28 protein-coding genes are annotated in these 25795 nt (G+C 45.5%); 14 read left to right on the forward strand and 14 right to left on the reverse strand.

All coding sequences use genetic code 11. The features are described from left to right. Positions 1 to 11 precede the first annotated feature (11 nt). From L5M40_RS09260 to L5M40_RS09270, 3 genes are all read right to left on the reverse strand, one after another. Positions 12 to 878 (reverse strand): sterol desaturase family protein, encoded by an 867-nt coding sequence (locus L5M40_RS09260; RefSeq protein ID WP_212599734.1) that lies wholly within the window; start codon positions 876 to 878, stop codon positions 12 to 14. A 131-nt stretch (positions 879 to 1009) separates the two neighbouring features. Beyond that, positions 1010 to 2041, reverse strand: coding sequence for a DUF2804 domain-containing protein (locus L5M40_RS09265; protein ID WP_263176473.1), 1032 nt, complete (start codon positions 2039 to 2041; stop codon positions 1010 to 1012). A 215-nt stretch (positions 2042 to 2256) separates the two neighbouring features. After that, complete coding sequence (locus tag L5M40_RS09270; RefSeq protein WP_411569010.1) at positions 2257 to 2781, reverse strand: porin family protein; 525 nt, start codon at positions 2779 to 2781, stop codon at positions 2257 to 2259. Between the two features lie 227 nt (positions 2782 to 3008). On the opposite strand from L5M40_RS09270, the gene L5M40_RS09275 reads away from it, so the two are divergent. From L5M40_RS09275 to L5M40_RS09290, 4 genes are all read left to right on the forward strand, one after another. After that, positions 3009 to 3575: a YajG family lipoprotein gene (locus L5M40_RS09275; protein WP_105250136.1), complete on the forward strand. Its 567-nt coding sequence runs from the start codon at positions 3009 to 3011 to the stop codon at positions 3573 to 3575. Between the two features lie 29 nt (positions 3576 to 3604). Further along, a complete protein-coding gene (locus tag L5M40_RS09280; protein WP_028761870.1) occupies positions 3605 to 4189 on the forward strand; it encodes a peptidylprolyl isomerase in 585 nt (194 codons plus the stop codon). A gap of 73 nt (positions 4190 to 4262) precedes the next feature. Continuing rightward, positions 4263 to 4583, forward strand: coding sequence for a hypothetical protein (locus tag L5M40_RS09285; protein WP_028761869.1), 321 nt, complete (start codon positions 4263 to 4265; stop codon positions 4581 to 4583). Between the two features lie 283 nt (positions 4584 to 4866). Further along, positions 4867 to 6282, forward strand: coding sequence for an AmpG family muropeptide MFS transporter (locus tag L5M40_RS09290; protein WP_263176471.1), 1416 nt, complete (start codon positions 4867 to 4869; stop codon positions 6280 to 6282). A gap of 121 nt (positions 6283 to 6403) precedes the next feature. Here L5M40_RS09290 and L5M40_RS09295 read toward each other — a convergent pair whose 3' ends face one another. After that, on the reverse strand, positions 6404 to 6889 hold the full coding sequence (locus L5M40_RS09295) for a YajQ family cyclic di-GMP-binding protein (RefSeq protein ID WP_006080274.1): 486 nt from the start codon (positions 6887 to 6889) through the stop codon (positions 6404 to 6406). A gap of 155 nt (positions 6890 to 7044) precedes the next feature. On the opposite strand from L5M40_RS09295, the gene L5M40_RS09300 reads away from it, so the two are divergent. The 4 genes from L5M40_RS09300 (at position 7045) to L5M40_RS09315 (ending at position 10413) form a co-directional block, all read left to right on the forward strand. Then, positions 7045 to 7407, forward strand: coding sequence for a VanZ family protein (locus L5M40_RS09300; RefSeq protein WP_105250138.1), 363 nt, complete (start codon positions 7045 to 7047; stop codon positions 7405 to 7407). A gap of 50 nt (positions 7408 to 7457) precedes the next feature. Beyond that, on the forward strand, positions 7458 to 8414 hold the full coding sequence (locus L5M40_RS09305; RefSeq protein WP_263139571.1) for a ketopantoate reductase family protein: 957 nt from the start codon (positions 7458 to 7460) through the stop codon (positions 8412 to 8414). Positions 8415 to 8764: 350 nt separating this feature from the next. Further along, positions 8765 to 9103 (forward strand): P-II family nitrogen regulator, encoded by a 339-nt coding sequence (locus L5M40_RS09310; protein WP_105250140.1) that lies wholly within the window; start codon positions 8765 to 8767, stop codon positions 9101 to 9103. Beyond that, positions 9100 to 10413 carry an ammonium transporter gene (locus tag L5M40_RS09315; RefSeq protein ID WP_263176470.1) on the forward strand — a complete coding sequence of 438 codons (1314 nt, stop codon included), beginning with the start codon at positions 9100 to 9102 and terminating at the stop codon, positions 10411 to 10413. Before L5M40_RS09310 ends, L5M40_RS09315 begins: the two co-directional genes overlap by 4 nt. Positions 10414 to 10502: 89 nt before the next feature. Here L5M40_RS09315 and L5M40_RS09320 read toward each other — a convergent pair whose 3' ends face one another. The 6 genes from L5M40_RS09320 to L5M40_RS09345 form a co-directional block, all read right to left on the reverse strand. After that, complete coding sequence (locus L5M40_RS09320; RefSeq protein ID WP_263176469.1) at positions 10503 to 12023, reverse strand: EAL domain-containing protein; 1521 nt, start codon at positions 12021 to 12023, stop codon at positions 10503 to 10505. 160 nt (positions 12024 to 12183) lie between these two features. After that, on the reverse strand, positions 12184 to 13056 hold the full coding sequence (locus L5M40_RS09325) for a DMT family transporter (protein WP_263176466.1): 873 nt from the start codon (positions 13054 to 13056) through the stop codon (positions 12184 to 12186). A gap of 188 nt (positions 13057 to 13244) precedes the next feature. Continuing rightward, positions 13245 to 14093 (reverse strand): 3-deoxy-8-phosphooctulonate synthase, encoded by an 849-nt coding sequence (gene kdsA / locus L5M40_RS09330; protein WP_105250144.1) that lies wholly within the window; start codon positions 14091 to 14093, stop codon positions 13245 to 13247. A gap of 58 nt (positions 14094 to 14151) precedes the next feature. Continuing rightward, positions 14152 to 15399, reverse strand: coding sequence for a DUF819 domain-containing protein (locus L5M40_RS09335; RefSeq protein WP_105250145.1), 1248 nt, complete (start codon positions 15397 to 15399; stop codon positions 14152 to 14154). 156 nt (positions 15400 to 15555) lie between these two features. Further along, positions 15556 to 16344: a SirB1 family protein gene (locus L5M40_RS09340; RefSeq protein WP_168824767.1), complete on the reverse strand. Its 789-nt coding sequence runs from the start codon at positions 16342 to 16344 to the stop codon at positions 15556 to 15558. Further along, positions 16344 to 16739, reverse strand: coding sequence for a SirB2 family protein (locus tag L5M40_RS09345; protein WP_006080263.1), 396 nt, complete (start codon positions 16737 to 16739; stop codon positions 16344 to 16346). The genes L5M40_RS09340 and L5M40_RS09345 overlap by 1 nt, the downstream gene beginning before the upstream one ends. A 119-nt stretch (positions 16740 to 16858) precedes the next feature. Here L5M40_RS09345 and L5M40_RS09350 point away from each other — a divergent pair, with 119 nt between their 5' ends. After that, positions 16859 to 17272: a GNAT family N-acetyltransferase gene (locus L5M40_RS09350; RefSeq protein WP_113939757.1), complete on the forward strand. Its 414-nt coding sequence runs from the start codon at positions 16859 to 16861 to the stop codon at positions 17270 to 17272. A gap of 203 nt (positions 17273 to 17475) precedes the next feature. Here the strand turns inward: L5M40_RS09350 and L5M40_RS09355 are convergent, their stop codons facing one another. Continuing rightward, positions 17476 to 17679: a YheV family putative zinc ribbon protein gene (locus L5M40_RS09355; RefSeq protein ID WP_012088350.1), complete on the reverse strand. Its 204-nt coding sequence runs from the start codon at positions 17677 to 17679 to the stop codon at positions 17476 to 17478. Positions 17680 to 17932: 253 nt separating this feature from the next. Between L5M40_RS09355 and L5M40_RS09360 the strand changes: the two genes are divergently transcribed. Together L5M40_RS09360 and L5M40_RS09365 are read left to right on the forward strand one after the other, a co-directional pair. Next, positions 17933 to 19846, forward strand: coding sequence for an ABC transporter ATP-binding protein (locus tag L5M40_RS09360; RefSeq protein WP_263143086.1), 1914 nt, complete (start codon positions 17933 to 17935; stop codon positions 19844 to 19846). 54 nt (positions 19847 to 19900) lie between these two features. After that, entirely contained in the window at positions 19901 to 20362 is a 462-nt protein-coding gene (locus tag L5M40_RS09365) for a TIGR02444 family protein (RefSeq protein WP_212600455.1), read from the forward strand. Between the two features lie 79 nt (positions 20363 to 20441). Here the strand turns inward: L5M40_RS09365 and L5M40_RS09370 are convergent, their stop codons facing one another. The 3 genes from L5M40_RS09370 to L5M40_RS09380 form a co-directional block, all read right to left on the reverse strand. After that, the gene (locus tag L5M40_RS09370; RefSeq protein ID WP_263143085.1) at positions 20442 to 20852 is read right to left on the reverse strand and encodes a GFA family protein; all 411 of its coding nucleotides are present in this window, start codon (positions 20850 to 20852) and stop codon (positions 20442 to 20444) included. A 51-nt stretch (positions 20853 to 20903) separates the two neighbouring features. Next, on the reverse strand, positions 20904 to 22499 hold the full coding sequence (locus L5M40_RS09375; protein ID WP_263143083.1) for a GMC family oxidoreductase: 1596 nt from the start codon (positions 22497 to 22499) through the stop codon (positions 20904 to 20906). Between the two features lie 69 nt (positions 22500 to 22568). Next, the gene (locus tag L5M40_RS09380; protein ID WP_105251529.1) at positions 22569 to 23075 is read right to left on the reverse strand and encodes a TAT leader-containing periplasmic protein; all 507 of its coding nucleotides are present in this window, start codon (positions 23073 to 23075) and stop codon (positions 22569 to 22571) included. A gap of 188 nt (positions 23076 to 23263) precedes the next feature. Here L5M40_RS09380 and L5M40_RS09385 point away from each other — a divergent pair, with 188 nt between their 5' ends. The 3 genes from L5M40_RS09385 to L5M40_RS09395 all read left to right on the forward strand — a co-directional run bounded on the left by L5M40_RS09385 (position 23264) and on the right by L5M40_RS09395 (position 25514). Further along, the gene (locus L5M40_RS09385; protein ID WP_263198122.1) at positions 23264 to 24307 is read left to right on the forward strand and encodes a hydrolase; all 1044 of its coding nucleotides are present in this window, start codon (positions 23264 to 23266) and stop codon (positions 24305 to 24307) included. Next, the gene (locus L5M40_RS09390; protein ID WP_263256540.1) at positions 24291 to 24536 is read left to right on the forward strand and encodes a YheU family protein; all 246 of its coding nucleotides are present in this window, start codon (positions 24291 to 24293) and stop codon (positions 24534 to 24536) included. Before L5M40_RS09385 ends, L5M40_RS09390 begins: the two co-directional genes overlap by 17 nt. Positions 24537 to 24626: 90 nt before the next feature. Further along, complete coding sequence (locus L5M40_RS09395) at positions 24627 to 25514, forward strand: phosphoribulokinase (RefSeq protein ID WP_011847692.1); 888 nt, start codon at positions 24627 to 24629, stop codon at positions 25512 to 25514. Positions 25515 to 25795: the final 281 nt, after the last annotated feature.

Raw genomic sequence — 25795 nt, forward strand, 5'->3', positions numbered from 1 at the left:
GCAGTGAATTGTTATTCCTCGCTTTTTAAACTGCTGGAAGGTGGAGCAAACAAGATACGTAGTCGTTGTTTAACACTCAAACCTGTCGCGGTAACCTCTGCAAACATGTCTCGCCATTCACTAAAAGTCACTTTAAAGGGATTAAAACTATTCACTGGCTTAGTAATGCCGTAAATCACAGTCTCTACCTCGGGCTCAAAAGTGCCAAACAGCTTGTCCCAAATAATCAGCACACCCGCATAGTTTTTATCTATATATTGGGGATTACGACCGTGGTGCACCCTGTGATGTGATGGAGTATTGAAGACCCATTCCAGCGGTCCGAGTGATTTAATCGCTTGGGTATGCACAAAAAATTGTAATCCCAGATTGAGTAATACCACAAACACCACCCAGTTTGGATCGAAACCTATAACCACCAGCGGTAGCCAAAATACCCACATGCCTGCAAAGGGATACATTAAACTCTGACGAAACGCAGTGCTAAAATTCATATTCTCAGAGCTATGGTGCACCACGTGAGCCGCCCACATCCAGCGGACTCTGTGGCTCGCCCTGTGGAACCAGTAATAACAAAAGTCCTGCGCGACCATCAAGGCAATAAAGCTCAATGGGCCCATTTCAATATCGAATAACTTCCAACCAAACATCGCCAGATACAGCTTAGCGATCAGCAAACCAGTGAGTAAATCAGCACCTTGATGCATGGCCGCGAGGCTGAAATTACACAGCACTTCTTGGCCGCGATAACGTGCACTTAACGGTAGCCTTTGTCTTTTATCGCCAAAGTACCATTCCAGCAAAATACACGCGAAAAACAAAGGTGCGAGCACTAGCAGTAACAGCTCTGGGTGCTGGATCAGCGAGGAGATATCCATATAAGATCATCCTGTTCTATTTTTATTTTATGGTTATTTTTATTGTTACTTTTATAAAAATTCTGACTGCATTCTATAAACCGCATTCAACGCCACAACGCAGGCAGCTGCGGTCCGTTAGTCGCCGTTAGCTACCAACGGGCATAATGATCTTCGGCGAGTCCTAGAACATTATTTAACTGGTAACTGTGCCCTTGATTATCGGTAATCGTGCCACTGAAATGACCGATGAATTGGCGGAAATTACTCTTAAGCAAGAGCAAATTACGCTTTTCACTGCGACAATTGCGCGCCGCAAACTGCAAATCCACTTGGCCATTTTGACTGTAGACTCGCCAAACCTCGGCGCCGAGCGTGGCATGGCGATCAAACTCAAATTGCACTGGCCCAAGCAAATGACGCTCACCATTAATCCAAAAGACATTTTCAGTAGCCCCAGTTTCATTGACACCCGCCGCTAAATTAAGTCCCATAATGCCCTCATGGATCCGCGCGTTAATTGACGCCCAGCGCCAACTGGTATCACGGCGCATGTAACCCGCCGAAAAGTCATAACCTGCTAAAGCTTGATTCAGCGGCTGCGGCTCATGACCCACAGTCAAACTACCTTTAACGGTCAAACCATTATGCTTTTGTGTGTAAGTCCAGCCGTTGTATCCAGTAGGACTACACATGGCCATAGGCAAACTTGAGGGGGCTGAGTGTAAAGTCACATCGGCTTGAATGTTTTTAGTATCAATTATTAACCGCCAACCGCCCTCTACAATCTCAAAGCTTAACTGCGCCCCTTTACGGCCAATACTACTTCGGCCCTCGGCTGGCGATGGCGTAATTTGATAGCCAAACCTCAAAGGTTTTAACCAATCAAGCTGGGTGAGTGTGTTGGTTTTTATATCGTATAAATAACAAAAAGCACTGCCGACGTAGGTAATATCGGCAAGCGCGATGCCGAGGACATAACGCGGCGTGACCAAAGAGACGAACTGAAATTGTTTATAATCGAAATGCTTAGCCCACGCTGAAGCAGGTTTATCCATGGTATCGAAATAGGCAAAGTCCGCTAAACCTAAGGTTTTGACTATGCCATCGAAATGACCAAAATGGGGTAACCCCTTCGGATTGATCAAGTTATCTGGGGCGATTTGCGTTGCTATCGTTAACATGACTAAGCCTTACAAAAAAGACGCGGGAGCATCTATGCTCTCTCATTCTAAACATCGAATTTTTACTCTAACCTGTCCCCCATTGCATTAAAAGAGTGCAAGGACAAAATGTTGTCATTTTGTTGCCAGCCAGTATTCGGTTTAATGTTTTAAATTCCTTGTTTGTAAAACGATTAAAGCGCCTAAAGGCGCTTTAATCGTTGGATAAGGAGAGATTAGAATCGGTAACTAATACCAAAGTTGATCCCCTGTAATTCAAGCTCTTTCATCGGGATATATTGGTATTCCAAATTCAAACCAAATCCTGACTTAAATCGATATTGCCAGCCTGCAGCGCCATAAAAACCGACATCATCCGAGTCCATATCTTGTTTATCTATCTCATAGCTGACTTGAGTGTAAGCAGCGCCTAATTTGGCATACAGGCTGTTACCACGAGACAAAGCATATTCAGCGTAAGCGGCGGTTCTAACACCTTGGTAACGTAAATCTTTTATCTCACTGATGACGCTAACAAGCGCACTCGCCATCCCACCTGAACCCGCTAAATAACCCGCCTCAAACCCAAAATGCTCGTTGAGCATATAGCGGTAATATAAGTCGCTGGTTAAGGTGTCACCCGCATCATATTTACCGTTCTTAGTTTCAAATTCTTGGGTACCGTAACCTAAACTACCACCCAGTATATGGACAGAATCGCCCGCGAGCGCATTGGAGCTCATCATGCCTGACGCCAGCATCAGGCCAACAAATAACGAAGTGAATGATATTTTTTCCATATTTAACCTGCCTTCCATGCCTTGTAACTATGCGAATAAATGATGTGAATGCACAGAAAACACGGATGTGAATAATGAGCACAAGATATTAGCAATAAAAGCTGTACCTCAACTGAATCACGGTGTTCTGTGGCATCAAAAGTGATTTCTGGTATGCTGTAGCCACTTTTACTTGTACGAGAGATCCCATGAAACGGCTATTACTGACCTTGACTTTCCCCCTGCTGTTCGCGGGCTGTGCCAGCCAAAATCCGACTCATATGGCTTTCAGCCCTCAAGTGCCCAATATCAGCCAACAAACGGCGCAACTTGTACCTATAGCTCTTGAAACGGTAGATACACGCACAGTCGATTATGTTGCTCGTTTTATTGAAGAAGGGACAAAAACACGTTTAGTTGGCCCGAGCGAACCGCCTAAACTGTTACTTGATGAAGTATTCCGCGCAGGTTTTGCTCAAGCGGGCTACCAAATCGACCCAAGCGCAACTAATTCAGTGCAAATTCAATTAGAAGAATTGCAAATGGATATCACTAAAAAGACCTTTGGCTATGAGGCAAAACACAGTGTGTTAATCGCAGTTCAAGCCAAAAACTCCACCCAAGAGCTGGTTAAACGCTATAAAGCCAAAGGCACTTTAAAAGGTCCTTTAACACCCGATTTTGCAACTTTAGAACTGGATATGAACAAATTGCTCGGCCAACTTACCGGCGAGATTCTAAACGATCCTGAGCTTAATCAGTTTCTACAAAAATAACAGCGTCAGTTTATTATAAGGAAATCAATATGCTCCGTTGGATATCAGCCCTCTTACTCATCTTTATGAGTCATCATAGCCTCGCACTCGACATTCAGGCCGATACCTTGTATCCCAGAGTCGAATTTGATACTAGCTTAGGCAAAATAGTGGTCGAGCTAGATAGAACTCGTGCACCAATCACTGTCGATAACTTTTTAACTCATGTCGTTAAAGGCGAATACGACAACACAATATTTCACCGCGTGATCAGTGACTTTGTGGTGCAAGGCGGCGGACTCACCCCCAAGTATGAAGAGCTCCCCGAGGGTAAGCCGATAGTCAACGAATCAGGAAATGGCCTAACAAATAGCATGGGCACTATCGCCATGGCACGTGAAAACGAGCCGCACTCAGCCACTCGTCAGTTCTACTTTAACGTAGCCGACAACACTAAACTCGATCCCTCTAAACGTCGTTGGGGTTATGCCGTATTTGGTGAAGTGATTGAAGGTAAAACCGTCCTCGAAGCTATGGCTGTCGTTGAGACAGGAACTAACACTAAGCTCAATTGGCCCGATGTTCCTGTTACCCCTATCATATTGAAAAAAGCCAAATTATTACCAAAACAGTAATCAAAATATAATTTCGAGCAAAAGCGCTAATTTTGCATCTATACTGTGATAGTAAACAGAAAGGAGGCAAACGATGACGGCAACTGAGTTCATCGATAATAAAGCGCCCCAACTCGCCTTCTATGGAAAAGCGTTTTTGAGTGAAGAACTCGACTTCCATGAAGTGCAACTTTACTTATGGGACACGTTAGAAGAATGGCAGCAACTGAATTCGACTGGCGAAGCGCAAACTGAAACTGAAAAAGTGTTTTGGCACTTGCTCCACAGCTTTAACAGGTGGCCTGACTGTGTGATCCGCGGTAATCAATATCTGCGTAAGCAAGTAAATGATTGCTGTGACTACCTGAGTTTAGGCGGCCGAGTGCCGCAGGGATGCATCGGGATAAGACCTTAAGTTCAGCATTCCTATCGATAAAAAATGGCCCTGTAATAGGGCCTTTTTATTTCGTAAACCAATTCCTCGTGTGTACATTATTACGCTCTCCTTACTATCAAGATCAATGCTAGCGATAAAGATAAGCGATAAACTTTTAGCTACAAGCAGTTAACTCTCGAGCCATATTCAACCATCTTATAGTGCTAAACGGGACTCCAAAGTAAAAGGAATACCATTAGCCCTTGAACCCTATGGCACCTTACCCGTAAGCTAAGCGGATTAAACACTTAGACTCATGCCTATGTCCGCAACAGGTTTTATTCAACGTACACTCGATGCCCTCAGTGTCTATTATCACAAGCGGGTTTTGATCCTGTTATTACTGGGTTTTTCTGCTGGTCTACCATTAATGCTGGTATTTTCAACGTTATCCTTTTGGTTGCGTGAAGCTGGTGTTGATCGCACTTCAATCGGTTATTTCAGCTGGATAGCCTTAGCCTATGCGTTTAAATGGGCTTGGTCACCCTTAGTCGATCGGCTTTCATTGCCGCTGCTAACTCGATTTCTAGGCCGCCGCCGTAGCTGGATGCTGTTCGCTCAGTTGTTATTGGTTGGTGCCATCTTAGGCATGTCTTTTAGTGACCCTCTCAAAGATCTCGAGCGCTTGGCACTGTTCGCATTAATGGTCGCCTTTGCCTCAGCCACTCAAGATATTGTTATTGATGCCTTTCGGATTGAATCAGCCCCAGAAAAGATGCAAGCCGCACTAGCAGCGGCCTATCAAGTGGGTTATCGCAGCGCCATGATTATCGCCACCGCAGGCGCACTCACCATAGCGGCTTGGGTTGAACCCGGTAACACGGCATACAACTTAGTGGCATGGCAAACGTCTTACCTGATTATGGCAGGATTGATGTCTGTTGGGATTTTGACCACACTTTTTAGCCGCGAACCCGAAGTCGATACCCGCGCCGCCGATGCCACTGAATTAGCGCTAAAACAACGCTTAAGTGCCCGTTATCCAAGAATTATCGCAGCGGGCATATCTTGGGTATATACGGCCAGTATTTTACCCTTTATCGACTTTTTCAAACGCTATGGCCGCAGCGCTATCCTCATCTTATTACTGATTTCTTGCTACCGGATCTCGGATATTGTGATGGGGATTATGGCGAACGTCTTTTATGTGGACATGGGATTCACTAAGGAAGAAATTGCCTATTTGAGTAAAATCTATGGCCTGATCATGACCTTAGTCGGCGCAGCCTTCGGCGGTGTTTTGTTAGCCCGCTTCGGAACTATGAAAATCCTTTTCCTCGGTGCCTTACTGGTTGCCGTAACCAATCTGCTATTTGCGTGGCAGGCAGTGATTGGCTACAACGTGCCCTTTTTAACCTTTGCTATTTCCGTGGATAACTTCAGCGCTGGGATAGCCACGGCGGCATTTATTGCCTATCTCTCGAGTCTCACCAGCAACGGCTACAGTGCAACGCAATATGCCTTACTGTCTTCGATTATGTTGCTTTTCCCTAAATTTATCGCGGGCTTCTCGGGGGCTTATGTCGACGCATTTGGCTATGTGAACTTCTTTGTCGCCGCCAGTGTTATTGGCTTTCCGGTGTTGTTTTTGGTTATCTTAGTCAACAAGTATGCGCCGCACCCAAGCACATCATTAATGGATGATTCGTCAAAAAGTGCACCAACAAAATCGGATTAAGGTCTCATAGCACTTATGTCATCAATATAAAAAAGCCCTCACACCTTAGTGTGAGGGCTTTTACATTTAAAGACGAAATGGCAAACGCGATACTGCATCACGTTAAACCAATTCTGCTCGATTAATCTTTAAAGTTATCAAATTGGAAAGGCTGGCCTAACTCAGACTCACGTGCCAACGCCATGACAGCTTGTAAATCGTCACGTTTTTTACCTGTAACTCGTACTTTCTCGCCCTGAATAGACGCTTGCACTTTAAGTTTGCTGTCTTTAATTAGCTTGACCAGTTTTTTAGCAATTAAGGTTTCTATACCTTCTTTAAACTTCACTTTTAGGGAGAAGGTTTTACCGCTGTGGATGGCTTTCTCATCGACTTCCATCGAAGACGGATCCACATTACGTTTGCTCAGTTGCATACGTAAAATGTCCACTAATTGTTGGCATTGGAAGTCATCTTCAGCGGTTAACGTGACCACATGGTCCTTATATTCCACGTCAGCCGTTTTACCGCGAAAATCGAAACGTGTCGCCAGCTCACGCTTAGTATTATCAACCGCATTACGCAGTTCAACTTCATTCACTTCTGACACAATATCCATTGAAGGCATAGTTTTTATGTCCCATATCAAATTAATATGCAGCTAGTTTACCCACACACAGGCCTAAGTTGAAGGTAAAGCCTAGAATAAAAGCGTAATCATGGGTGACTTTAGCCACACATTTTCCTATCATTGCCCCACTCTAAGCTAATACAAACATATTTGTGATAACTAAAAATACCCTATTTAAGCTGGCTTTAGCCGTAGCCTTTGTCGTGATCAGTTATCTGGTATTTTCCAGACCAACCTATTCGCAAAGTATTCCGAATATCGACAAGGTAGGCCATCTTGGGAGCTTTTTTTGCCTCTCCTATCTCACCTATCTTGCTTTCAAACCTAAGTGGTATTGGTTATCTCTCACACTGGCAAGCTACGCCATTTTAATTGAGTTGGTGCAATCACGTTTGCCCTACCGTAGCGCTTCTGTGGGTGACGTTATTGCCGACTTTTCGGGTATTGCACTGTTTTACTTTTGCAATTGGGCCTATGGCAAATACTTCCGCGCAGCGCAATTGCGAGAAGATTAACTCAGGTGCTTCAAACTGGTACTGATGACCGATACCTTAAGGCTACAGATATGACTCATGCTGTGAACATAAATCGCGTGGTGGATATTGCGATTTTAGGTGCTGGTGCCGTTGGGCAGCTTATTTGCCACCAACTGACTACAGCAGGCATGAGTGTTGGTCTTATCGGCCGCGATTCAATTGCATCTATACAGCAGACACTTAGCGTCACTCCATTAGCGCCGGCCAATGATAATCAACAGAAAACACAAGCACTCCAGTATTCTGTGCCTATCTTAGCGGCCAATGCGCTCGATAATATTCGCCTCGTGATTGTCTGCGTCAAAGCCTATCAAGTGCTCGATGCACTTTTGCCCTTACTTAACCAACTGCCCAGACAATGCCACATTTTGTTGTTACACAATGGCATGGGACCTCATTTAGCCCTAGCGCCGCTAATTGATGCGCAAGCTGATGGCAGAGGGCTAAGCCTAGGGACAACTTCCCAAGGGGTGTTACGTCAAGCCAGTTGGCAAATTAGGCAAACGGGACAAGGGCTAACTCAATTTGGGCATTTTACAGGTACAGAGCTCACTGAGCATTATCGCAATGCTTTACTGACGGCTATCCCCAACAGTGAATGGGTGGATGCCATTGTGCCTTGTCTATGGCAGAAACTCGCCGTTAATGCCGCAATTAATCCGCTTACAGCACTATATCAATGTCCTAATGGCACACTCGCCGAGCCAGATTTTAGTGACATGATTAAAGGCATTCTCGACGAGTTAGTCACGGTTGCCACACTCGAGGGTGTGCCTCTAGATAAACAATTGTTACACGACAGGGTCTATCAGGTGATCCGACTCACTGCGAGGAATTTCTCATCGATGCACCAAGATATTGCACACCAAAGACGAACTGAAATAGATCAAATTAATGGTTATATCTGTGAGCGTGCACAAGCGCACGGTTTAAGTGCACCAGTTAATGCTGACCTCTGGGCGCGCGTCAAACAGCTAGAAGCTTAAGCAAGAAAACTCACATCACAAAACTAAATATAACATTATGTTTAATTTATATAATTTTTAATTTTTTGCTAAATCCCCACTTTTTATTTACCGTATTAAAACGCGAATTCCCCTAGTGCCATACTCACTCGGCTTTTGCCGCACTCATGCTAGTCAAGCAAATTTACCTTGCACCAACAATACGCACCAAATCAGGGCAGATTAACTTTGCCTTGCACTGTTTTGCACCAAAATTTTAAGCTATTTCGGTGCATTTTAATGTTAACGCAATGATAATAAATGCTTTGTCTATATGGCCTAATTCCTGCTTTACTCCAATAAATTGAGTCTGCAGCTTGTTGGAGAGAAAATTGAAACTGGTCACCGCAATCATTAAACCGTTCAAATTAGACGATGTACGTGAAGCCTTAACTCAGCTCAGCGTCCATGGCATGACAGTCACTGAAGTACGCGGTTTTGGCCGCCAAAAGGGCCATACGGAATTGTATCGTGGAGCTGAATATGCAGTGGACTTTTTACCTAAGATTAAACTCGAAGTTGCCATTCATTCCGATCAAGAAGATGCCGTTATTGATGCCATTATTGCTGCAGCCCATACGGGCAAAGTGGGTGATGGCAAAATCTTTGTGACTTCGTTAGAACAAGTGGTGCGCATTCGCACTTCGGAAGAAGGAGTTGATGCCCTATGATGCTAGTGAGCTTCAGACTCAGTATTAAATACCTATTGATATTATTCAGTATATTGGCGACGAATGCCGTCGCCGATGATGGTCAATTTAGCGCTGCAAATACAGCGTGGATCTTAAGCTCATCCGCATTAGTGTTGTTGATGACCCTGCCAGGATTAGCCTTGTTTTACGGCGGTTTAGTTCGCAGTAAAAACGTGCTTTCAATATTGATGCAATGCTTCTCTATTGCCGCCCTAGTGTCAGTTTTATGGTTCGGGCTAGGTTATTCACTCGCATTCGACACAGGTAACAGTTTCATCGGTGGCTTAGACAAAGCACTACTGTCAGGTATTGGTCGCGATAGTCTTAGCGGGGATATTCCCGAGCCGCTGTTTATGCTATTTCAAATGACCTTTGCCATCATAACGCCAGCTTTAATCATCGGTGGTTTTGCCGAGCGAATGAAGTTTTCAGCTGTGCTTATCTTTTCAGGTGCTTGGTTATTACTGGTTTATGCGCCGATCACCCACTGGGTTTGGGGCGGTGGCTGGTTAGCACAGCTAGGACTGTATGATTTCGCGGGCGGAACCGTGGTGCATATCACCGCAGGGGTTGCTGCGCTCGTGGCCGCTAAAGTGCTAGGTCCACGCAAAGGATTTTTAAACTCGGCGATTATGCCGCACAACCTGACGATGACAGTCACAGGTGCGGGCATGCTGTGGGTGGGTTGGTTCGGTTTTAACGGCGGCAGTGCGCTAGGCGCTAACGGCACCGCAGCCATGGCGATTCTAGCCACTCATCTCGCCGCTTCTATGGGCGCGATGACATGGGCGGCAATTGAGTGGATTAAGTTTGGCAAACCCAGCGCCCTTGGCATAGTCACAGGCATGGTAGCGGGCTTAGGCACTATCACTCCCGCCTCTGGTTATGTTGGCCCAGCAGGCGCCTTAGTCATAGGTTTACTCGGTGGAATCGTGTGTTTTTACTCAACGGTTTATATCAAACAGAAACTTAAAATCGATGACTCCTTAGACGTTTTCCCCGTGCACGGTGTCGGCGGTATTCTCGGTACCCTTTTGGCAGGAGTCTTTAGCTCGACCCAATTCGGCGTCTTTAGCGGCTACGGTTTTGCGGCAGTGAACGACACTATGATAGACCAACTTGGGGTACAGATTATCGGGGTTGCGGCGACATTCACTTATACTGCAGTGGTCACTTGGTTGCTGTTTGTGATCATCCGTAAGCTACTTGGCGGCCTTCGCGTCAGCACAGAACAAGAGGTTAACGGCTTAGATTTATCGGAACACGAAGAAACGGGTTATAGCCTTTAATCAGAACCTCGAGCCAGAACCTTTAGTTAAGACAGTTGAATAGCCATAAGGGTACCAAGGCGCCCTTATGGCTGACTTACATCATGATGCTACTTTTTGAAATGTTCGACTAACCATAACTTTAAATCCCCCAACTTCATCGGCTTAGCAAAGAGATAACCTTGTAAAAAATGGACTTGGCGACTGGTCAAATAATCTGCCTGCTCCTGGGTTTCAACCCCTTCAGCCACCACCACATAATTCATCTTATGAGAGAGCTCAATAATGGTATCGAGCACGTGGGAAGTCACGGAATCCTGCCCTATGGTATCGATGAAGCATTTATCGATTTTCAAGTAATCTAATGGCATGGTTTGTAACAAAGATAAGGTTGTTTGCCCAGTACCAAAGTCATCGATAGCCACTAAAATCCCCAACTGGCGTAAGCTTTCAATGCGCTGGCAAATATCCGGCGTTAATAATTGCCGTTCGGTGATTTCGATTAAAGGCTTAACGCCAATACGATCCAAAGAATCCCGCAGATGAATAAATTTCGACTCGATATCATTTTGGGTAAAATGCTCTGGCGCCACGTTGAACGCGACTCTAAAGCCCGATTCAACCTTCATATTAGCAAAATCTTTTAATGCCTTTTCGAAGATATAATTGGTCAATGGAACAATCAGCTTGCTCTCTTCGGCGATAGGAATAAACAAATCAGGCCGCACTAAGCCCATTTGTGGGTGCTGCCAACGCACTAATGCCTCGACTCCTTTGGCCTTGCCGTCCTCAGTACAGATCACAGGTTGATAAACCAAAAAGAACTCTTCGTTCTCTATCCCGCTACGAATATCATCAGCAAGGGAGTGACGAGATAACCGTGAATAGAGCACAAACAAGATAGAACCCGTAATCAAAATAATGCTAAAGGGTAATGAGATGGCAAAAAATATCCAAAAAAAATGCCTAAAAAAAGCAGGTGACATTTCTAGTAACACCGAAAAACGATGATCCTCAGAATCTAAAGTCATTACCTCATTTTTGATAAACTCGAGTGATTCAGGAATCGTTTTACCATTGATGGATAAAGCGACATTGATAACTGCGCTAGGAAACACATCGGGCTGTACAAAGGAATCTAATAAATATTGTCCTTCAATAATGACAGCAGCGCCGTGTTTAGATTTAGGGTCCCATTTAGATGACACTATCGCGGGCACCTCAGGCATAAAAGGCGTGCCCGTAATAATAAACTGGTTAGATATTTCAAGATTTTCGGTAGCACTAACAATGCTCAGGGGAGTATCAATATCACCGGTTTTAGAAGAGCAATAAACATGTTGTGAATCATATATTAAAGCCGAGCGAAAGTAGGGTTGGAACAACATATAGTTGTATAACTCTTGACACTCAGAATCCTTCAATGCCAATGCATAATGGCTGATTTCATTAGCATGGGACACCAAAGTATCAATATGACTCACATAAATAGCCCCCACACCTTTGACTTTATCTTCAACAAAATACTGTGCAGAGAGATAACTTGCGACAGCAGCAATTCCAATTGGAAACAATATGACTGCCAGCCATTGCCATAATGACAGATTTAATTTTGCTAACTTTTTTCGCATATATCCTTAACTCGCACAGCGCTCGGTTAAAAATGGTATCAAAATCTATGGAGCAAGACGTGTGTATATTTGTATCTCAGCGAATGTTTGCTTGATATAAACACACTGAATCGAGTTCTATTTTAGTCTAAAAAACCATCACACCTTCTATTAATTTAGTCTATTCCCACATCACCAAAATAGCGGCGATAGCGATCAAGACTAACCCTAGCATATCTTTTATCTTTACTTTTTCCTTCAGCCAAAAGGTGGCAATCAAGATCATAAAGAAAACTTCAACTTGACCTAAGGTTTTAACATAGGGCACAGCCTGCAACGACATAGCACTAAACCAACCGATAGAACCTAAACAACTGGCGGTGCTTGTCAGTAAAGTCAACTTAGGTCGTTGCCATAATGCTATCAGCGTAAATTTATCCTTAAGCAACAAATAACTGACTAACAGCAAAGTTTGTAGGCCTATCACAAATAGCAACACCCAAGCTGCGCTATGGGGGAAACCAATATTCAAACATAAACTCGCTTCTCGTACCCAAAGCGATGTCAGCGCAAACGAAGTACCACAGGCTAAACCAATCAATACCGTATTGAGCGACAGACTTCGCAGGCCTTGTTTGGCACTCATGAGAAAAATTGCCACACCACCCAACAACACTCCCGACCAACCTAAAAGGGATAAATGCGTCCCAAAAAACACTGTGCCTAAGATCGCCGCGACCACAGCTTCACTCTTGGCTAGCCCAGCACCAACGGCAAAGTTCTGTTGCTTGAACAATTTCACCATCAAGCCCGTCGCGAGGATTTGCATCGCCGATGCTCCGAGAATAAAACCGATAAAACGATCGCTAAAATCGGGGATTCCGACATCCTGCCAAAGATATAAGCTCGCCAGATACACGGCGGCAATCGGCCCAGCCCAAATAAAACGCGCTAAGGTCACGCCCGCAACACTCACTTCTTTACTCAGCTGGCTTTGAAACGCATTACGCCAAGCCTGCATAAATGCCGCCAGCAAAGTGAGTAAGATCCACATAAAGGTATTCCGTAAAGAATCTGGTCGGCTATAAAAACAAGATTGTTAGGCAAAGCCCATCATAAAACATTAATGTTTCAGATAGCTACGGGGCTATACCAATCACATTCCTCGACTGAAAAACAAAAGCCCCGAACGAGTCGAGGCTTTAGGATTAAGTCACTAATTCATTAAATCTTAGCTTGCGATTACTTACTGGTATCGATTGGCTCGAAGGATTTAACCAAATCGTCGATCGCTTTCATTTGCTTCAGATAATTTTCTAACTGATGCAAAGGCAGCGCACATGGGCCATCACACTTAGCGTTATCAGGATCGGGGTGCGCCTCAATGAATAGACCCGCTAAACCCAGCGCCATACCACTGCGCGCTAACTCGGTCGCCTGTGCACGACGTCCACCCGCTGAATCTGCACGACCACCAGGGCGCTGCAGCGCATGAGTCGCATCGAAAATCACCGGATAGCCAGATTGCTTCATCTCGTCCATACCCAACATATCAACGACTAAGTTGTTATATCCAAAGCTTGAACCACGTTCACACAGGATGATCTCGTCATTACCCGCTTCGTTAAACTTAGTGATGATATGGCGCATTTCATGTGGTGCTAAAAACTGTGGCTTTTTCACATTGATGATAGCGCCAGTTTTTGCCATCGCGACAACCAAATCAGTCTGGCGTGCTAGAAATGCAGGTAACTGAATAATATCAACTACTTCTGCCACTGGCGCACACTGATGCACTTCATGCACATCGGTGATCAAAGGTAAATTAAAGGTCTTTTTAATCTCTTCAAAAATCTTTAAGCCTTCCTCCATACCTGGACCGCGGTAAGAGTTGATCGAAGAACGATTCGCCTTATCAAAAGACGCCTTAAATATATAAGGGATCCCCAACTTTTGAGTCACTTCGGCGTAGGTTTCAGCAATCGACATAGCGAGATCGCGAGACTCAAGCACGTTCATGCCACCAAACAACACGAAAGGTTTATCGTTGGCAATCTCGATTGAACCTAGGTTTATGATTTTATTACTCATCGCAACTTCTCTCTAAAATGCTGGAACCTTTCCCAGCGGTGAATAGGAGCTAAGGCGGTTATACCGCAACTAACTGTAAAATTTGACCACAAATCCATGCCATATAGGTTCCTAACGCATAACCTAATACGGCTAACAGTACGCCCACGGGTGCTAAAGCGGGGTGAAATGCCGCCGCAACTACAGGGGCTGACGCAGCGCCACCCACATTCGCTTGGCTGCCTACGGCCATATAAAATAACGGGGCTTTAATCAGCTTAGCCACCAATAACATAAAGCTTGCGTGAACTATCATCCACACAATACCAATTAAAAAGTACAATGGCGTATCGAGCACCTTACTCACATCCATATGTAGACCAATGGTCGCAACTAAGATGTAAAGGAAGGCTGAAGCCACTTTTGATGCCCCCGCCGCCTCTAAATGACGCACTGGGCTGAATGACATCGCCAAACCAATCGTTGTGACTATCACCACTAACCAGAAGAATTTAGAGGTTAAACTGTAATCTGCGGTCCAAGGATAGTTCACTTCAAAAAATGGCCCCAGAAAATCAGCGGCAATATGAGCAATACCTGTGATACCAAAGCCTACAGCGACAATCAGCATAAGATCGCGCAGATTAGGAATGCGTGCATTTTCAGCGTGATACTTTTCAACTTTATCTTTTAACGCTTCAATAGCAGAAGTATCCGCACCGGTTTTAGCATCGATCTCTTTCGCTTTTGAGGCCAGAAACAGCAGTACTGCCATCCAAATATTGGCGACTATCACATCGACTGTCACCATCACAGAGAAAATATTACCGCCCACGTCATAAATCTCTTTCATTGCAGCTTGGTTTGCGCCGCCACCAATCCAGCTCCCCGCTAAGGTCGTCATACCACGCCATACCGCATCGGGGCCATCGACCCCAATTAAAGAAGGTTCAATAACCGACACCAGCAACAAGGCGATAGGGCCGCCGATAACGATACCGACAGTGCCAGTTAAAAACATGATCAAAGCTTTCGGCCCTAAACTTAAAATAGCTTTTAAATCAACGCTTAAAATCAATAAGACTAAACAAGCTGGCAGCAAATAACGGGATGCTACAAAATACAGTTGTGAGGTATTACCATCGATTACCCCAAAGGTATTCAATAACGATGGCAAGAAATAGCACAATAAAAGGGCGGGAATAAAACGATAAAACTTCTGCCAAAAAGGATGACTACTGCTACTGGTATAAAATACAAAACCTAGAATTGTCGCGAGTATTCCTAACGCCGTGGCATCGTTCGTCACTAAAGCCGTGCTTGTCATGCTAATTTCTCCCTGTTGATACAGTTATTATTTTTATTAGAGACTTAACTTTTAAGTCCCTGGGTCAAACTTCCATCTGCCCAGTGTTATTATTTTTGCGGATTGAATTCGTTAATAAAAGTTGAATAAATAAGAAGAGCCCCGAAAGGCTCTGCTTTAGTGATAAACCTCGGCGTGTTCGTTTAATTCTTTGAGCTGCATCTTCACTATCTCGATCACGGGATCGTGAGGACTATTATCAACAAAATGCTGCAGATCGGCGGCGGCCACATTAATACAACCCAACTGCTGTGCAATAAATGCCCGCTCACGATTCAAATGTACATCGTCAACATGCCATTGCAACAGCAGACTGCAACACTCCATCGCTGCCTCAAATTGATGCGACACTATGCAACCCGCCTTAAGCTCATGCAGCATACGCGTCAGCAGTTTTTTCACCGTTGCAGGCTTTAAGTAACTTGCCTTAAGCTCAGCAGCATTACCTAACTCGCCGCGCACTAACACGTGCAACTGGTGACGGGTGAGTTCCTTGCCCGTTAAAGGATCCAAATAACTCACTTCACCGCCAATCTTACAACGCAGCACCGTATTGCCAGGTAGCAATATGGGTTCGAATTCAAGATCTAACTGCTTCGCAAGCAACATCAATACCGTCGCCAGCGTAGTACTATTACCTTGGCGACTAATTAAGCAAGTACCTAAATCTGCCGCCTCGGTACTGAAGTAGTTCTCACGAACACAAAAACCTAAATCCTCGTAAAACCAATGCAACAGCGCATTAAAACGCTGTTGTTGATCAACCAAGTAATGAGTTAATACGGCTCCCGCCATTTCAAACCAAGCCCATTTAGCGGCTTCAAGTTTAGAAAATCCAAGGTGCGCACCTACATCCAATGCCGACTCGGGCAATGAAATGCCATCTTGCAGAGTGTAGTTACCCATTAACCCAATAATACCGCTTGTTTAAAATGAGCCAATTTAGCAGCATAAACCAACCAACCTATCGCGCCTAAGTAAGCAAACACTTTGAACAATTTGTTTCTGTTCGCTTTTATGGCAATGGCGCCTAGGACAATGTAAGCAACTACAGCACCGATTTTTTCGGTCATCCAAGGATCCACAAAAGGAAATTGCTGGATCATAAAACACAAAGTTAAGCCCGACAGCAGTAGGAAAGTGTCGATAACATGGGGCGCTATCTTGAGCAGCTTCTTCTCCATCAGAGCCGATTGGCGCAGATGCAGGACAAAGCGCACGGTAAGCAGTAACACGCTCAACGCGATAAAGGTAAAATGCAGATGTTTAACCGCAGGATATAGACTGTAAAAAGTTTCCATTACGATACTTATGGCCAGTGACAAAGGCGCTAGTTTACCCTAATCCTTGGCGGCATACCAATGCCTATCAGCCTAGATATTCAGAGCTAACATCATAAAAAATCAAACGAGAAGTGACGATGAATTTAAGCTTAATTAACGATGAATCAACCGAGTTCGCCGACGCTATAAAACAAAAAATTGTCGAGTTCAACCAAGTCCAATGGCAGGGGCTTAGCCGTAAAAATCTCGGCCTCAAATTACAAGATACCGAAGGTAAACTGTTAGCGGGAATAAGCGGCAAAACCTTCGGCAATTGGTTGTTAATCGATTATCTGTGGGTCGATGATTCTTTAAGACTCCAAAGTATAGGCACGCACTTATTGTTAGCCGCAGAAAGCCAAGCAAAAGAACGCGGCTGCCAATTTGCCCTACTCGATACCTTAGATTTTCAAGCTAAGCCCTTTTATGAGCGCCACGACTATCGCGTGCAGTGGATACAACAAGCCTACCCAGAAACCGGCAGTAAATTCTTTATGGTAAAAGTCTTGTGATGTTTAAGGTAAGCGGTCATAACCGTACCCAATGCTTAGGCTACCATTTCTGATATCTAACTCAGACCGTTTCAATGAACTTGAGCTAATTGCGAGTGGTTAATGATTTGCGCACCTTTTACTCGCAAAGCTACAAACGGAAAAATAAGACATAGGACAGGGCGTCCTCAGCCGAAGCAACCCAATTGAATTAAATCTTCAACCTAATCCGGTTTAAACACGCCGATCACAGCACCGGTGGCTTTTTCTGTGACCTTTTCATCGGTTTGCTGTTCACGGTAATCACACTCTGTGCATTCAACGGTTTCGATGCCGTTTTCCTTGTAGAGTAAAATGCTGTCTTTGGCGCTACATTTTGGGCACTTAGCACCGGCTACGAAACGCTTTTTGATTTTAGTGTTTGTCATAATAGATAAAGGACCAGATAGCAGGGCCAAGGGACTCGGCCGAAGAAATTGCCGCTATTTTGCCACACTGATGATTGAATACCAGTGTTACCTGAAAGTATGAGGTCTTAGGTCGATGTGATGCGATTCGCTAAAGATCATCCTGAAAAGTCGAATAATTGTCCGAGTTATCGGGTCAGGCTGTGGTTTGATACAGGGTTGTACGCTATTATCTGTGCCCTGACGAATTCACGTTCTAACCAAGTTGTAGTCAATGATCAGCATCAACCAAGCGCAATTAATCCGTGGCAGCAAAACCCTGCTAGATGAGACCTCTCTCACGATTTATCCCGGCCATAAGGTCGGTTTAGTCGGTGCTAACGGCACAGGCAAATCTTCACTGCTCGCATTAATTTTAGGTCACTTAAGCCTAGATAAAGGTGAATTTAGTCTGCCTTCTGGCTGGCAAATTGCCACTGTGGCCCAAGAAACCCCTGCGCTCGACGTCTCGGCACTGGAATATGTGATCGATGGCGATAGCGAATATCGTCAATTAGAAGCCCTATTACACAAGGCCCAAGAAGATAACGACGGCAATGCCATCGCACTCTTACACGGCAAAATCGACGCTATCGGTGGTTATGCGATTCATTCGCGCGCGGGTTCATTGTTAGCGGGTCTGGGCTTTAGTGAAGCCGAGCAAAGCAATCCAGTAAAAAGCTTTTCGGGTGGTTGGCGTATGCGCCTCAACTTAGCCCAAGCGCTGCTGTGCCGCTCTGACTTATTGCTCCTCGACGAACCGACCAACCACTTGGACTTAGATACCATGTACTGGCTCGAAGGTTGGATTAAGTCCTATCAAGGCACGCTGATTTTAATCAGCCATGATAGGGACTTTATCGATGAAATCGTTGATGAAATCGTCCACGTTGAAAATCAAAAACTCAATTTCTACAAAGGCAATTACAGTGCCTTTGAGCGCATTCGTGCCGAACGTATGTCGCAACAACAGGTTGCCTTCGAACGCCAACAAAAAGAACGTGCGCACATGCAGTCCTTCGTTGACCGTTTCCGTTACAAGGCAAGTAAAGCCAAACAAGCGCAGAGCCGCTTAAAGGCACTAGAGCGCATGACTGAGTTGTTGCCGTCTCAAGCCGATAGCCCCTTTTATATGGAGTTTCGTGCTCCAGAAGCCCTACCCAATCCGCTGATTAAGATGGAGCAAGTCGCTATCGGTTATAGCGATAAGCCAATCCTGAGCAAGGTGCATTTAAACTTAGTACCGGGTGCGCGCATTGGTTTACTCGGCCGTAACGGCGCGGGTAAATCGACATTAATTAAGCTGTTATCGGGTCAATTATCGCCAATGACAGGTTTGTATGAACCTAACCCTGGCGTCAATATCGGTTACTTTGCCCAGCATCAAATCGAATTTTTGCGCCTCGACGATACGCCGATGCAGCATTTAGTACGTCTGGCACCCAATGCCAGAGAGCAAGAGCTACGCAACTTCTTAGGCGGTTTTGGTTTTAACGGCGATATGGCGCTTTCACCTGTGCGCCCCTTTTCTGGCGGCGAGAAAGCCCGTTTAGTGTTAGCGCTATTAGTTTGGCAACGCCCTAACCTATTGCTGCTCGATGAACCCACCAACCATTTAGACTTAGAGATGCGCCACGCCCTGACAATGGCATTGCAAACCTTTGAAGGCGCTATGGTTGTCGTCTCGCATGATAGGCATTTACTGCGTTTAACCTGTAGTGATTATTATCTGGTCGATCAAGGTGAAGTACGTGCCTTCGACGGTGACTTAGACGATTATCACCAATGGTTGCTCGATGCGGCGAAAGCCAACTCGAATCAAAACAGCACCAGCGACGAGATCAAACCTGCCGCCGATAAAAAACAGCAAAAACGCCTCGAGGCCGAGATCCGCCAAAAGGTATCGCCGCTCAAGCGCAAACAAACTAAGTTAGAAACCGAGCAACAAAAGCTGAGCGAACGCCTCGCCGAGCTAGAGCACTTGCTGGCCGATAGCGAATTGTATGATCAAGATAACAAAGCCAAGCTAACCTCGGTATTAACCGAGCGAACGAGCTTGACGCAAACCTTAGAAGACAGTGAAATGCAATGGCTCGAGTTGCAAGAAGAGATAGATGCAATGGAGCAAGAGGTCATGGAGCAACAATAACTCCAGCGTTCTTTTACATAAAAGTCAGTAGCAGCGGCAATACAAGGAAATAGTATGGCGGTTTTAACCCAGTTCGACAGTCAACTCTGGCAATGGTGTGATATGAGCTATGCGCAAAACAAAGCGCTCTGTCTCGAATTGCAAAATAGCTGTCAGGTGAACGTCAATCTACTGCTACTGGCACAATATTTAGATATCACTATGGATGTGTCTGGGCCGCAGCAATACAGCACGGACCAATGGCAAGCACTGATGACTGCCGTAGGTGAATGGGATGAAAGGTTTCTCACGCCCTATCGCAAATTACGTAAACTCGCTAAATCCAGCCTGAATGAGCAAGAGTATCAGCAGATGCTCGCCGTTGAGCTGATGATGGAACGTAAAGCGCAGCGAACCATCTTAAATAAACTCAATGAACTCAGCCCAAACGGCCAAGCGACAAATCTAGTGAGCTACTTAAGCCTGTTTGGACTCAGTGACATTGACGCCAACGAAATCGGCCTCATTGCGCCCTGATCTAAGTTAATCAAGTTAAAACAAGCTCAACCATGTTAGCTCAAACTCAATCAAATTAACGCTATGATCATCTGAGCCGCTAACAGCTGCGGCCTTGCGGATAGCGTTCACAGTCATCCTCGATCACCAACCAGTTCAGCTGACTCTCAGTATAAATATGGTACTTAGGCTGAACTTGATTAGCATCGTCCAGACTCGCTATGCTCAAGGTCAAATAATCGGGATATTGAGTATGTCGGTAAGTTAACGATGTACCGCATTGGTCACAAAATCCACGGCGAATAAACTCAGACGATGCAAACTCAGTCACCTGACCTTTAAGCCAAATCACTTGGCTGAGTTTAAAATCCATCCAAGCCCCAAATGCAGAGCCCGTGCTTTTTTGGCACGAACGGCAGTGGCAATAATCCGCATCAAAGGGTTCACCTTCAATCTGATAACGAATCGCGCCGCATAAGCAACCACCTTCCCGTAATATGTTTTCAGACATTCACACCCCATCAAGCTTTATCAAGCTAAGCTGCATTTTGATAAGATAACATCAGGCTTTACCGTCAGTGAGCTTCTGTGCGAGTGCGGTGGCATTACGCGCCGTGATGCCATAAATCGACAGCTGCGGGTTAGCGCCAAGGCTGGTCGGGAAGATAGACCCATCCATTACAGATAAATTCTCTAAATAGTGCGACTGACCATAACTGTTGACCATAGAAAGCTTTTCATCTTCGCCGAAGGGACAACCGCCCATCACGTGCGCCGATGCGACGATAGTGCGCAGTGGCGCGAGTGACATCTGCGCAATGCTCTCTTTAGCGTCTTTCCACGAAGATAAGTAAGGCATACCATCGCTGATCGGCAACACTTTTAAGGCGCCCGCCGAGAATTGTAACTCCGCCATGCTGGCAAAAGCGCGTCTCGCGGCCCGCCAAAAGGCATCGGTCAGCGGATAATCTAAAGCAAAACCCTTATCCGTTAAGTGTACTTCACCGCCTTGACTGTCGGTATGATAGCCATCGCGAATCAAAGCGATAGTCACTTGTAACTGATTGAATTGTGACATTAATTCAGCATGGATCGTACCATAACCTAAGGTTTTAGAGGCAATTAAAATCGGGTGCACCGGCGGCACTTCGAGTTTATAACCCAGCTCACCATCGGCGCCATTGTTCCATACAAATTCATCGGAATAGATAGATTGCGGCGCACCGCTATGGCCATTGATCGAATCGGCAAATACGCCGCCAGATAACAAAGTAGGATGTAAAAAGGTGCGTTTACCCAAAAGTTGGTGGGGATCGGGCACTTGCGAACGCATCAAAATCGTCGGTGTATGGATAGCACCCGCACTCAAAATATAATGTTTAGCCTTAAATAACAGCTCAACGTCAGTGGGTCGTAAATTCACATCCAACGCCTGCGCCTTTAACGCAAACACTTGACCATTATGGTGCTCAATCTTAGTCACTTTAGCGCGACTGATCAGCTGCGCACCTTTCTCAAGTGCCGCGGGAATCGTGGTGACTAGCATAGATTGCTTCGCATTGACCGGACAACCCATGCCGCAATAGCCGGTATTCCAACAACCCGCCACATTGCGTTTAATCACTGTGTATTCCCAGCCAAGATTGATACAACCTTGCTTCAGGGCGGCATTATTGCGATTAGGCTCATAATTCCATTCATGAATGTTGAGCCGTTGTTCCATTTGCTCAAACCAAGGATCTAAACTCTCGCGATTAAGCCCAACAACCGATTTATGTTGCGCCCAAAAGGCTAACGCCTCGGTCGGAGTGCGAATAGAAGTGGTCCAGTTAACTGTGGTTGAGCCACCGACTGCGCGGCCTTGAAAAATGCCAATCGCCTTATCGGCGGTTTTCATCGCCGCAGCTTGTTGATACAAGTTGGGGTAAGCGACCCGCTCTTCCATATTAAAATCGCTGGAGGATTTTAGCGGTCCCGCCTCAATCATGATCACGCTCAGCCCTGCTTGGGTAAGGATTTCAGCCGCCACACCGCCGCCAGCACCTGTGCCGACAATAATCACATCGGCTTCAAACTGCTGGTTTTCTTGCAATTGGCTCGCATCAGTGTGCAACCAACCAGAGTTTAAACCATTCACTATAGGATCTATGATTGCCAACTTGAGTGCTCCACTGTCGCGGGTAAGATGCTTATTATTCGGCGTTTGATTAGGTTAAAAATGGACTCGCTATTTGAACAGTTCAGGCTTGGCATAATGCAGGCGGCTCCAGTGCTCAGGACAAGCGTAGTAACTTGCCATTACTAATTCCCGCAATCCAAGATAAGCCGTTTGTAACAAAGCAAAATAACTGTGGCGCCAGGTTTCTAACATATCAGTTAACTCGGCGGGAGAGCGCATCAATAGCGGCGTCATGCTCGAGGTGAGTACCAGTAAACCAAGACGATTTTCGAGCATATCGAGCAGTTCAAATAACTCGGTTTGCTGCTCATCGGGTAACACAGCAATCGACTGTTTGATGGCATCTAAAGTGCGGTTTTGCGCCGCCAACTTATGGATGGCCACATCAGGCAAGGCGCCGTCGAGCATCACAGGCAAAAGCACGCTAAACAACAAACGATAATCTTTGCCTTCGCTATCCTCGGGCAAACTAAACTCAGGAGAATAGAGATTAACCCCTAAGGCTAACGCCGCCGTACCGGCAAACGCACCCATTATAAAGGTTCGTCGCTTCATCTCTATCTCCTAATTATCAACCTAAATGTCGGCCTAAATATCAGCATAAAAAACAATTGTGCTACAATGGCCGCGAGTTTATACCCAAGCGACCTCAAAATACGAATTTCAGCATTTTGAGTTGGTTTGGGTATAAATTAAACACACGTTTTAATTTTCAGCAATAGCCGATACCAAGATAAACATCTATGCCAAATTCCTTTATGCCACCTTGGTGGGCCAAGAGTCCCCATATACAAACGATTTTACCCGTATTCACTAAAGTGGCCAAACCAGCATTACAGCGGCAGCGCTTAGAGTTACCTGATGGCGATTTTATCGATTTAGATTGGCAGGATGTTCCACAGTCTGGCAAACCGATCGTGGTGATCATCCACGGCTTAGAAGGAAGTGCTCAGTCCCATTATGCGCGGCGGATACTGCAAGCCTGTAAGGAACAGCAACTCGCTGCCGTCGTGCATCATCACAGAAGTTGTTCGGGTGAGGCCAATCGCCTCGCCCGCAGTTATCACAGTGGCGATACGGACGATTTACAGTTTAGTCTATCGACACTGAAAAGCGCGTATCCGCAATCGCCCTTATTAGCCGTAGGTTACAGTTTAGGCGGCAATGTGCTGACTAAGTATCAAGGCGAATATCAGGATGATAGTTTATTAGCCCGCGCTGTGGTTGTCTCTGCGCCGCTGCAATTGTCAGCCTGTGCTAAACGCTTGGAAAATGGCTTTTCAAAGGTGTATCAAAGTTATTTAATCAAACAGTTGCAACAGAAGATAAGCCATAAACTGAATGATCCCGACTTAGCCATCTCTATGCCGCTAAGCCAGTTGCAGGTCGACCGTTTAAATACCTTCTATGATTTTGACGATAAAGTCACAGCGCCATTACACGGCTTTGACGGCGTCGACGATTACTATACGCGTGCAAGTGGCTTACCCTTTGTCAGCCGTATAACTAAACCGACGCTCATCATACATGCTAAGGACGATCCCTTTATGACCGATGAAGTGATCCCCCAATCGAGTCAATTGTCGGGCTATGTGGAATACGAACTGCATCCCTATGGCGGTCATGTTGGCTTTATCGAAGGCGGTACACCTTGGAAACCGCGCTTCTATCTTGAGCGACGGATTTTACACTTTTTACTCGGCGATCAAAGTGTTGACCCACTTAGCGTAGACCCCATCAACGGCGACAATATTCTCCAAGGAAGCACCGATGCTCATTCCCTATGAAACCCTGTTACAACTCCCGCAGGAAACGCTGGCCAATCTGATCCGCGAATATCTCTTCGGTCAAGTGGAGGATGGCAGCTTTGCCAGTCTCGATGAGCAGGAACTTGCTCAAGCTATAATCCAATGTCAACAAGCACTTAAGCAAGGTAAGCTGAAATTAGAGTACAGTGAAGACGATGAATCCTTCGCCATACGTTCAGCGGAACAAATAGCACAGCAGCAAGATTGACCAGTCCTACCTCTGTACCGTATAAATAGTACTCGCGTTTTTATCGCTTACCCATAAGCGGCTCTTTTGGTTCCTAGCTAGGTAGAAAAAATGTCAGCAAAACATCCCATTATTGCAGTTACAGGCTCATCAGGCGCGGGAACCACCACCACCACCACCGCCTTTAGCCATATTTTTCGCCAACTCGGGATCAACGCCGCCTTTGTCGAAGGCGACAGTTTTCATCATTTTACCCGCGCCGAAATGGAAGTCATGATCCGCAAATCCCAAGCTGAAAACCGCAATCTTAGCTATTTTGGCCCAGAGGCTAATAACTTTGCTCGTTTAGAACAATGCTTTCGCGATTACAGCACCACAGGCCAAGGTGAAACCCGCAGCTATTTACACACCTTCGATGAGGCAGTGCCTTTTAACCAGATGCCCGGCACTTTTACTCAATGGCGACCACTACCTGAAAATACCGATATGCTCTACTACGAAGGCTTACATGGCGGTGTGGTTACTGGTGATGCCAATGTCGCCCAGCATGTGGACTTGCTGATCGGCATGGTGCCCATAGTCAACTTAGAATGGATCCAAAAAATTATCCGCGATACTTCGGAACGTGGCCACAGCCGTGAAAAAGTCATGGGATCAATTGTGCGCAGTATGGACGACTATATTAAGCACATGACGCCACAGTTCTCCCGTACTCACATTAACTTTCAGCGAGTACCGACGGTCGATACCTCTAACCCATTTAGTGCCAAAGATATTCCGAGCTTAGACGAGAGCTTTGTGGTGATCCGCTTCCGCGGTATCAATAATGTCGACTTCCCCTATTACCTCAATATGATCCAAGGTTCATTTATGTCACGGGTCAACACACTCGTCGTCCCCGGCGGCAAAATGTCGCTGGCGATGGAGCTGATCCTCACGCCTTTGATTAAAGATTTGATGGAAAAACGTCAACAACTTAATACCCCAGAAGCGAACTGAAACCTTGAGGATTTGTGGGCAAGTTTGACTAAAGGCTAAGGAAATAAAGTCTTTTTTGGCAATGGATTAAGTTTTATTTAAGCCACTAGCGCTAATCTTGTCGGCATCGGGATTTCAGGCGAAAGAACGATAGTTGGCATACTCTTGGGAGTTAATTCCCCCATCTTGATCTGTTGATTTCCTTGAGTATGTCAGCAACCTTTTAACGTAACTTTAAGTCTTCAGAGTTAATTCCACATCTATGCTTGATCTGTTGATTCCCTCGAATATGTCAGCAACCT

Source organism: Shewanella sp. SM68 (genome assembly GCF_025653925.1).
In the GTDB taxonomy this organism is placed as follows: domain Bacteria; phylum Pseudomonadota; class Gammaproteobacteria; order Enterobacterales; family Shewanellaceae; genus Shewanella; species Shewanella oncorhynchi.

Coding starts and splice junctions, on each gene's coding strand:
- L5M40_RS09385 (WP_263198122.1), top strand. CDS start 23,264: ATGCCAAATTCCTTTATGCCACCTTGGTGGGCCAAGAGTCCCCATATA.
- L5M40_RS09365 (WP_212600455.1), top strand. CDS start 19,901: ATGGCGGTTTTAACCCAGTTCGACAGTCAACTCTGGCAATGGTGTGAT.
- L5M40_RS09320 (WP_263176469.1), bottom strand. CDS start 12,023: ATGCGAAAAAAGTTAGCAAAATTAAATCTGTCATTATGGCAATGGCTG.
- L5M40_RS09315 (WP_263176470.1), top strand. CDS start 9,100: ATGATGCTAGTGAGCTTCAGACTCAGTATTAAATACCTATTGATATTA.
- L5M40_RS09345 (WP_006080263.1), bottom strand. CDS start 16,739: ATGGAAACTTTTTACAGTCTATATCCTGCGGTTAAACATCTGCATTTT.
- L5M40_RS09275 (WP_105250136.1), top strand. CDS start 3,009: ATGAAACGGCTATTACTGACCTTGACTTTCCCCCTGCTGTTCGCGGGC.
- L5M40_RS09265 (WP_263176473.1), bottom strand. CDS start 2,041: ATGTTAACGATAGCAACGCAAATCGCCCCAGATAACTTGATCAATCCG.
- L5M40_RS09355 (WP_012088350.1), bottom strand. CDS start 17,679: ATGACAAACACTAAAATCAAAAAGCGTTTCGTAGCCGGTGCTAAGTGC.
- L5M40_RS09380 (WP_105251529.1), bottom strand. CDS start 23,075: ATGAAGCGACGAACCTTTATAATGGGTGCGTTTGCCGGTACGGCGGCG.
- L5M40_RS09305 (WP_263139571.1), top strand. CDS start 7,458: ATGACTCATGCTGTGAACATAAATCGCGTGGTGGATATTGCGATTTTA.
- L5M40_RS09325 (WP_263176466.1), bottom strand. CDS start 13,056: ATGTGGATCTTACTCACTTTGCTGGCGGCATTTATGCAGGCTTGGCGT.
- L5M40_RS09295 (WP_006080274.1), bottom strand. CDS start 6,889: ATGCCTTCAATGGATATTGTGTCAGAAGTGAATGAAGTTGAACTGCGT.
- L5M40_RS09260 (WP_212599734.1), bottom strand. CDS start 878: ATGGATATCTCCTCGCTGATCCAGCACCCAGAGCTGTTACTGCTAGTG.
- L5M40_RS09280 (WP_028761870.1), top strand. CDS start 3,605: ATGCTCCGTTGGATATCAGCCCTCTTACTCATCTTTATGAGTCATCAT.
- L5M40_RS09335 (WP_105250145.1), bottom strand. CDS start 15,399: ATGACAAGCACGGCTTTAGTGACGAACGATGCCACGGCGTTAGGAATA.
- L5M40_RS09285 (WP_028761869.1), top strand. CDS start 4,263: ATGACGGCAACTGAGTTCATCGATAATAAAGCGCCCCAACTCGCCTTC.
- L5M40_RS09360 (WP_263143086.1), top strand. CDS start 17,933: ATGATCAGCATCAACCAAGCGCAATTAATCCGTGGCAGCAAAACCCTG.
- L5M40_RS09270 (WP_411569010.1), bottom strand. CDS start 2,781: ATGCTGGCGTCAGGCATGATGAGCTCCAATGCGCTCGCGGGCGATTCT.
- L5M40_RS09390 (WP_263256540.1), top strand. CDS start 24,291: ATGCTCATTCCCTATGAAACCCTGTTACAACTCCCGCAGGAAACGCTG.
- L5M40_RS09370 (WP_263143085.1), bottom strand. CDS start 20,852: ATGTCTGAAAACATATTACGGGAAGGTGGTTGCTTATGCGGCGCGATT.
- L5M40_RS09340 (WP_168824767.1), bottom strand. CDS start 16,344: ATGGGTAACTACACTCTGCAAGATGGCATTTCATTGCCCGAGTCGGCA.
- L5M40_RS09290 (WP_263176471.1), top strand. CDS start 4,867: ATGTCCGCAACAGGTTTTATTCAACGTACACTCGATGCCCTCAGTGTC.
- L5M40_RS09395 (WP_011847692.1), top strand. CDS start 24,627: ATGTCAGCAAAACATCCCATTATTGCAGTTACAGGCTCATCAGGCGCG.
- kdsA (WP_105250144.1), bottom strand. CDS start 14,093: ATGAGTAATAAAATCATAAACCTAGGTTCAATCGAGATTGCCAACGAT.
- L5M40_RS09350 (WP_113939757.1), top strand. CDS start 16,859: ATGAATTTAAGCTTAATTAACGATGAATCAACCGAGTTCGCCGACGCT.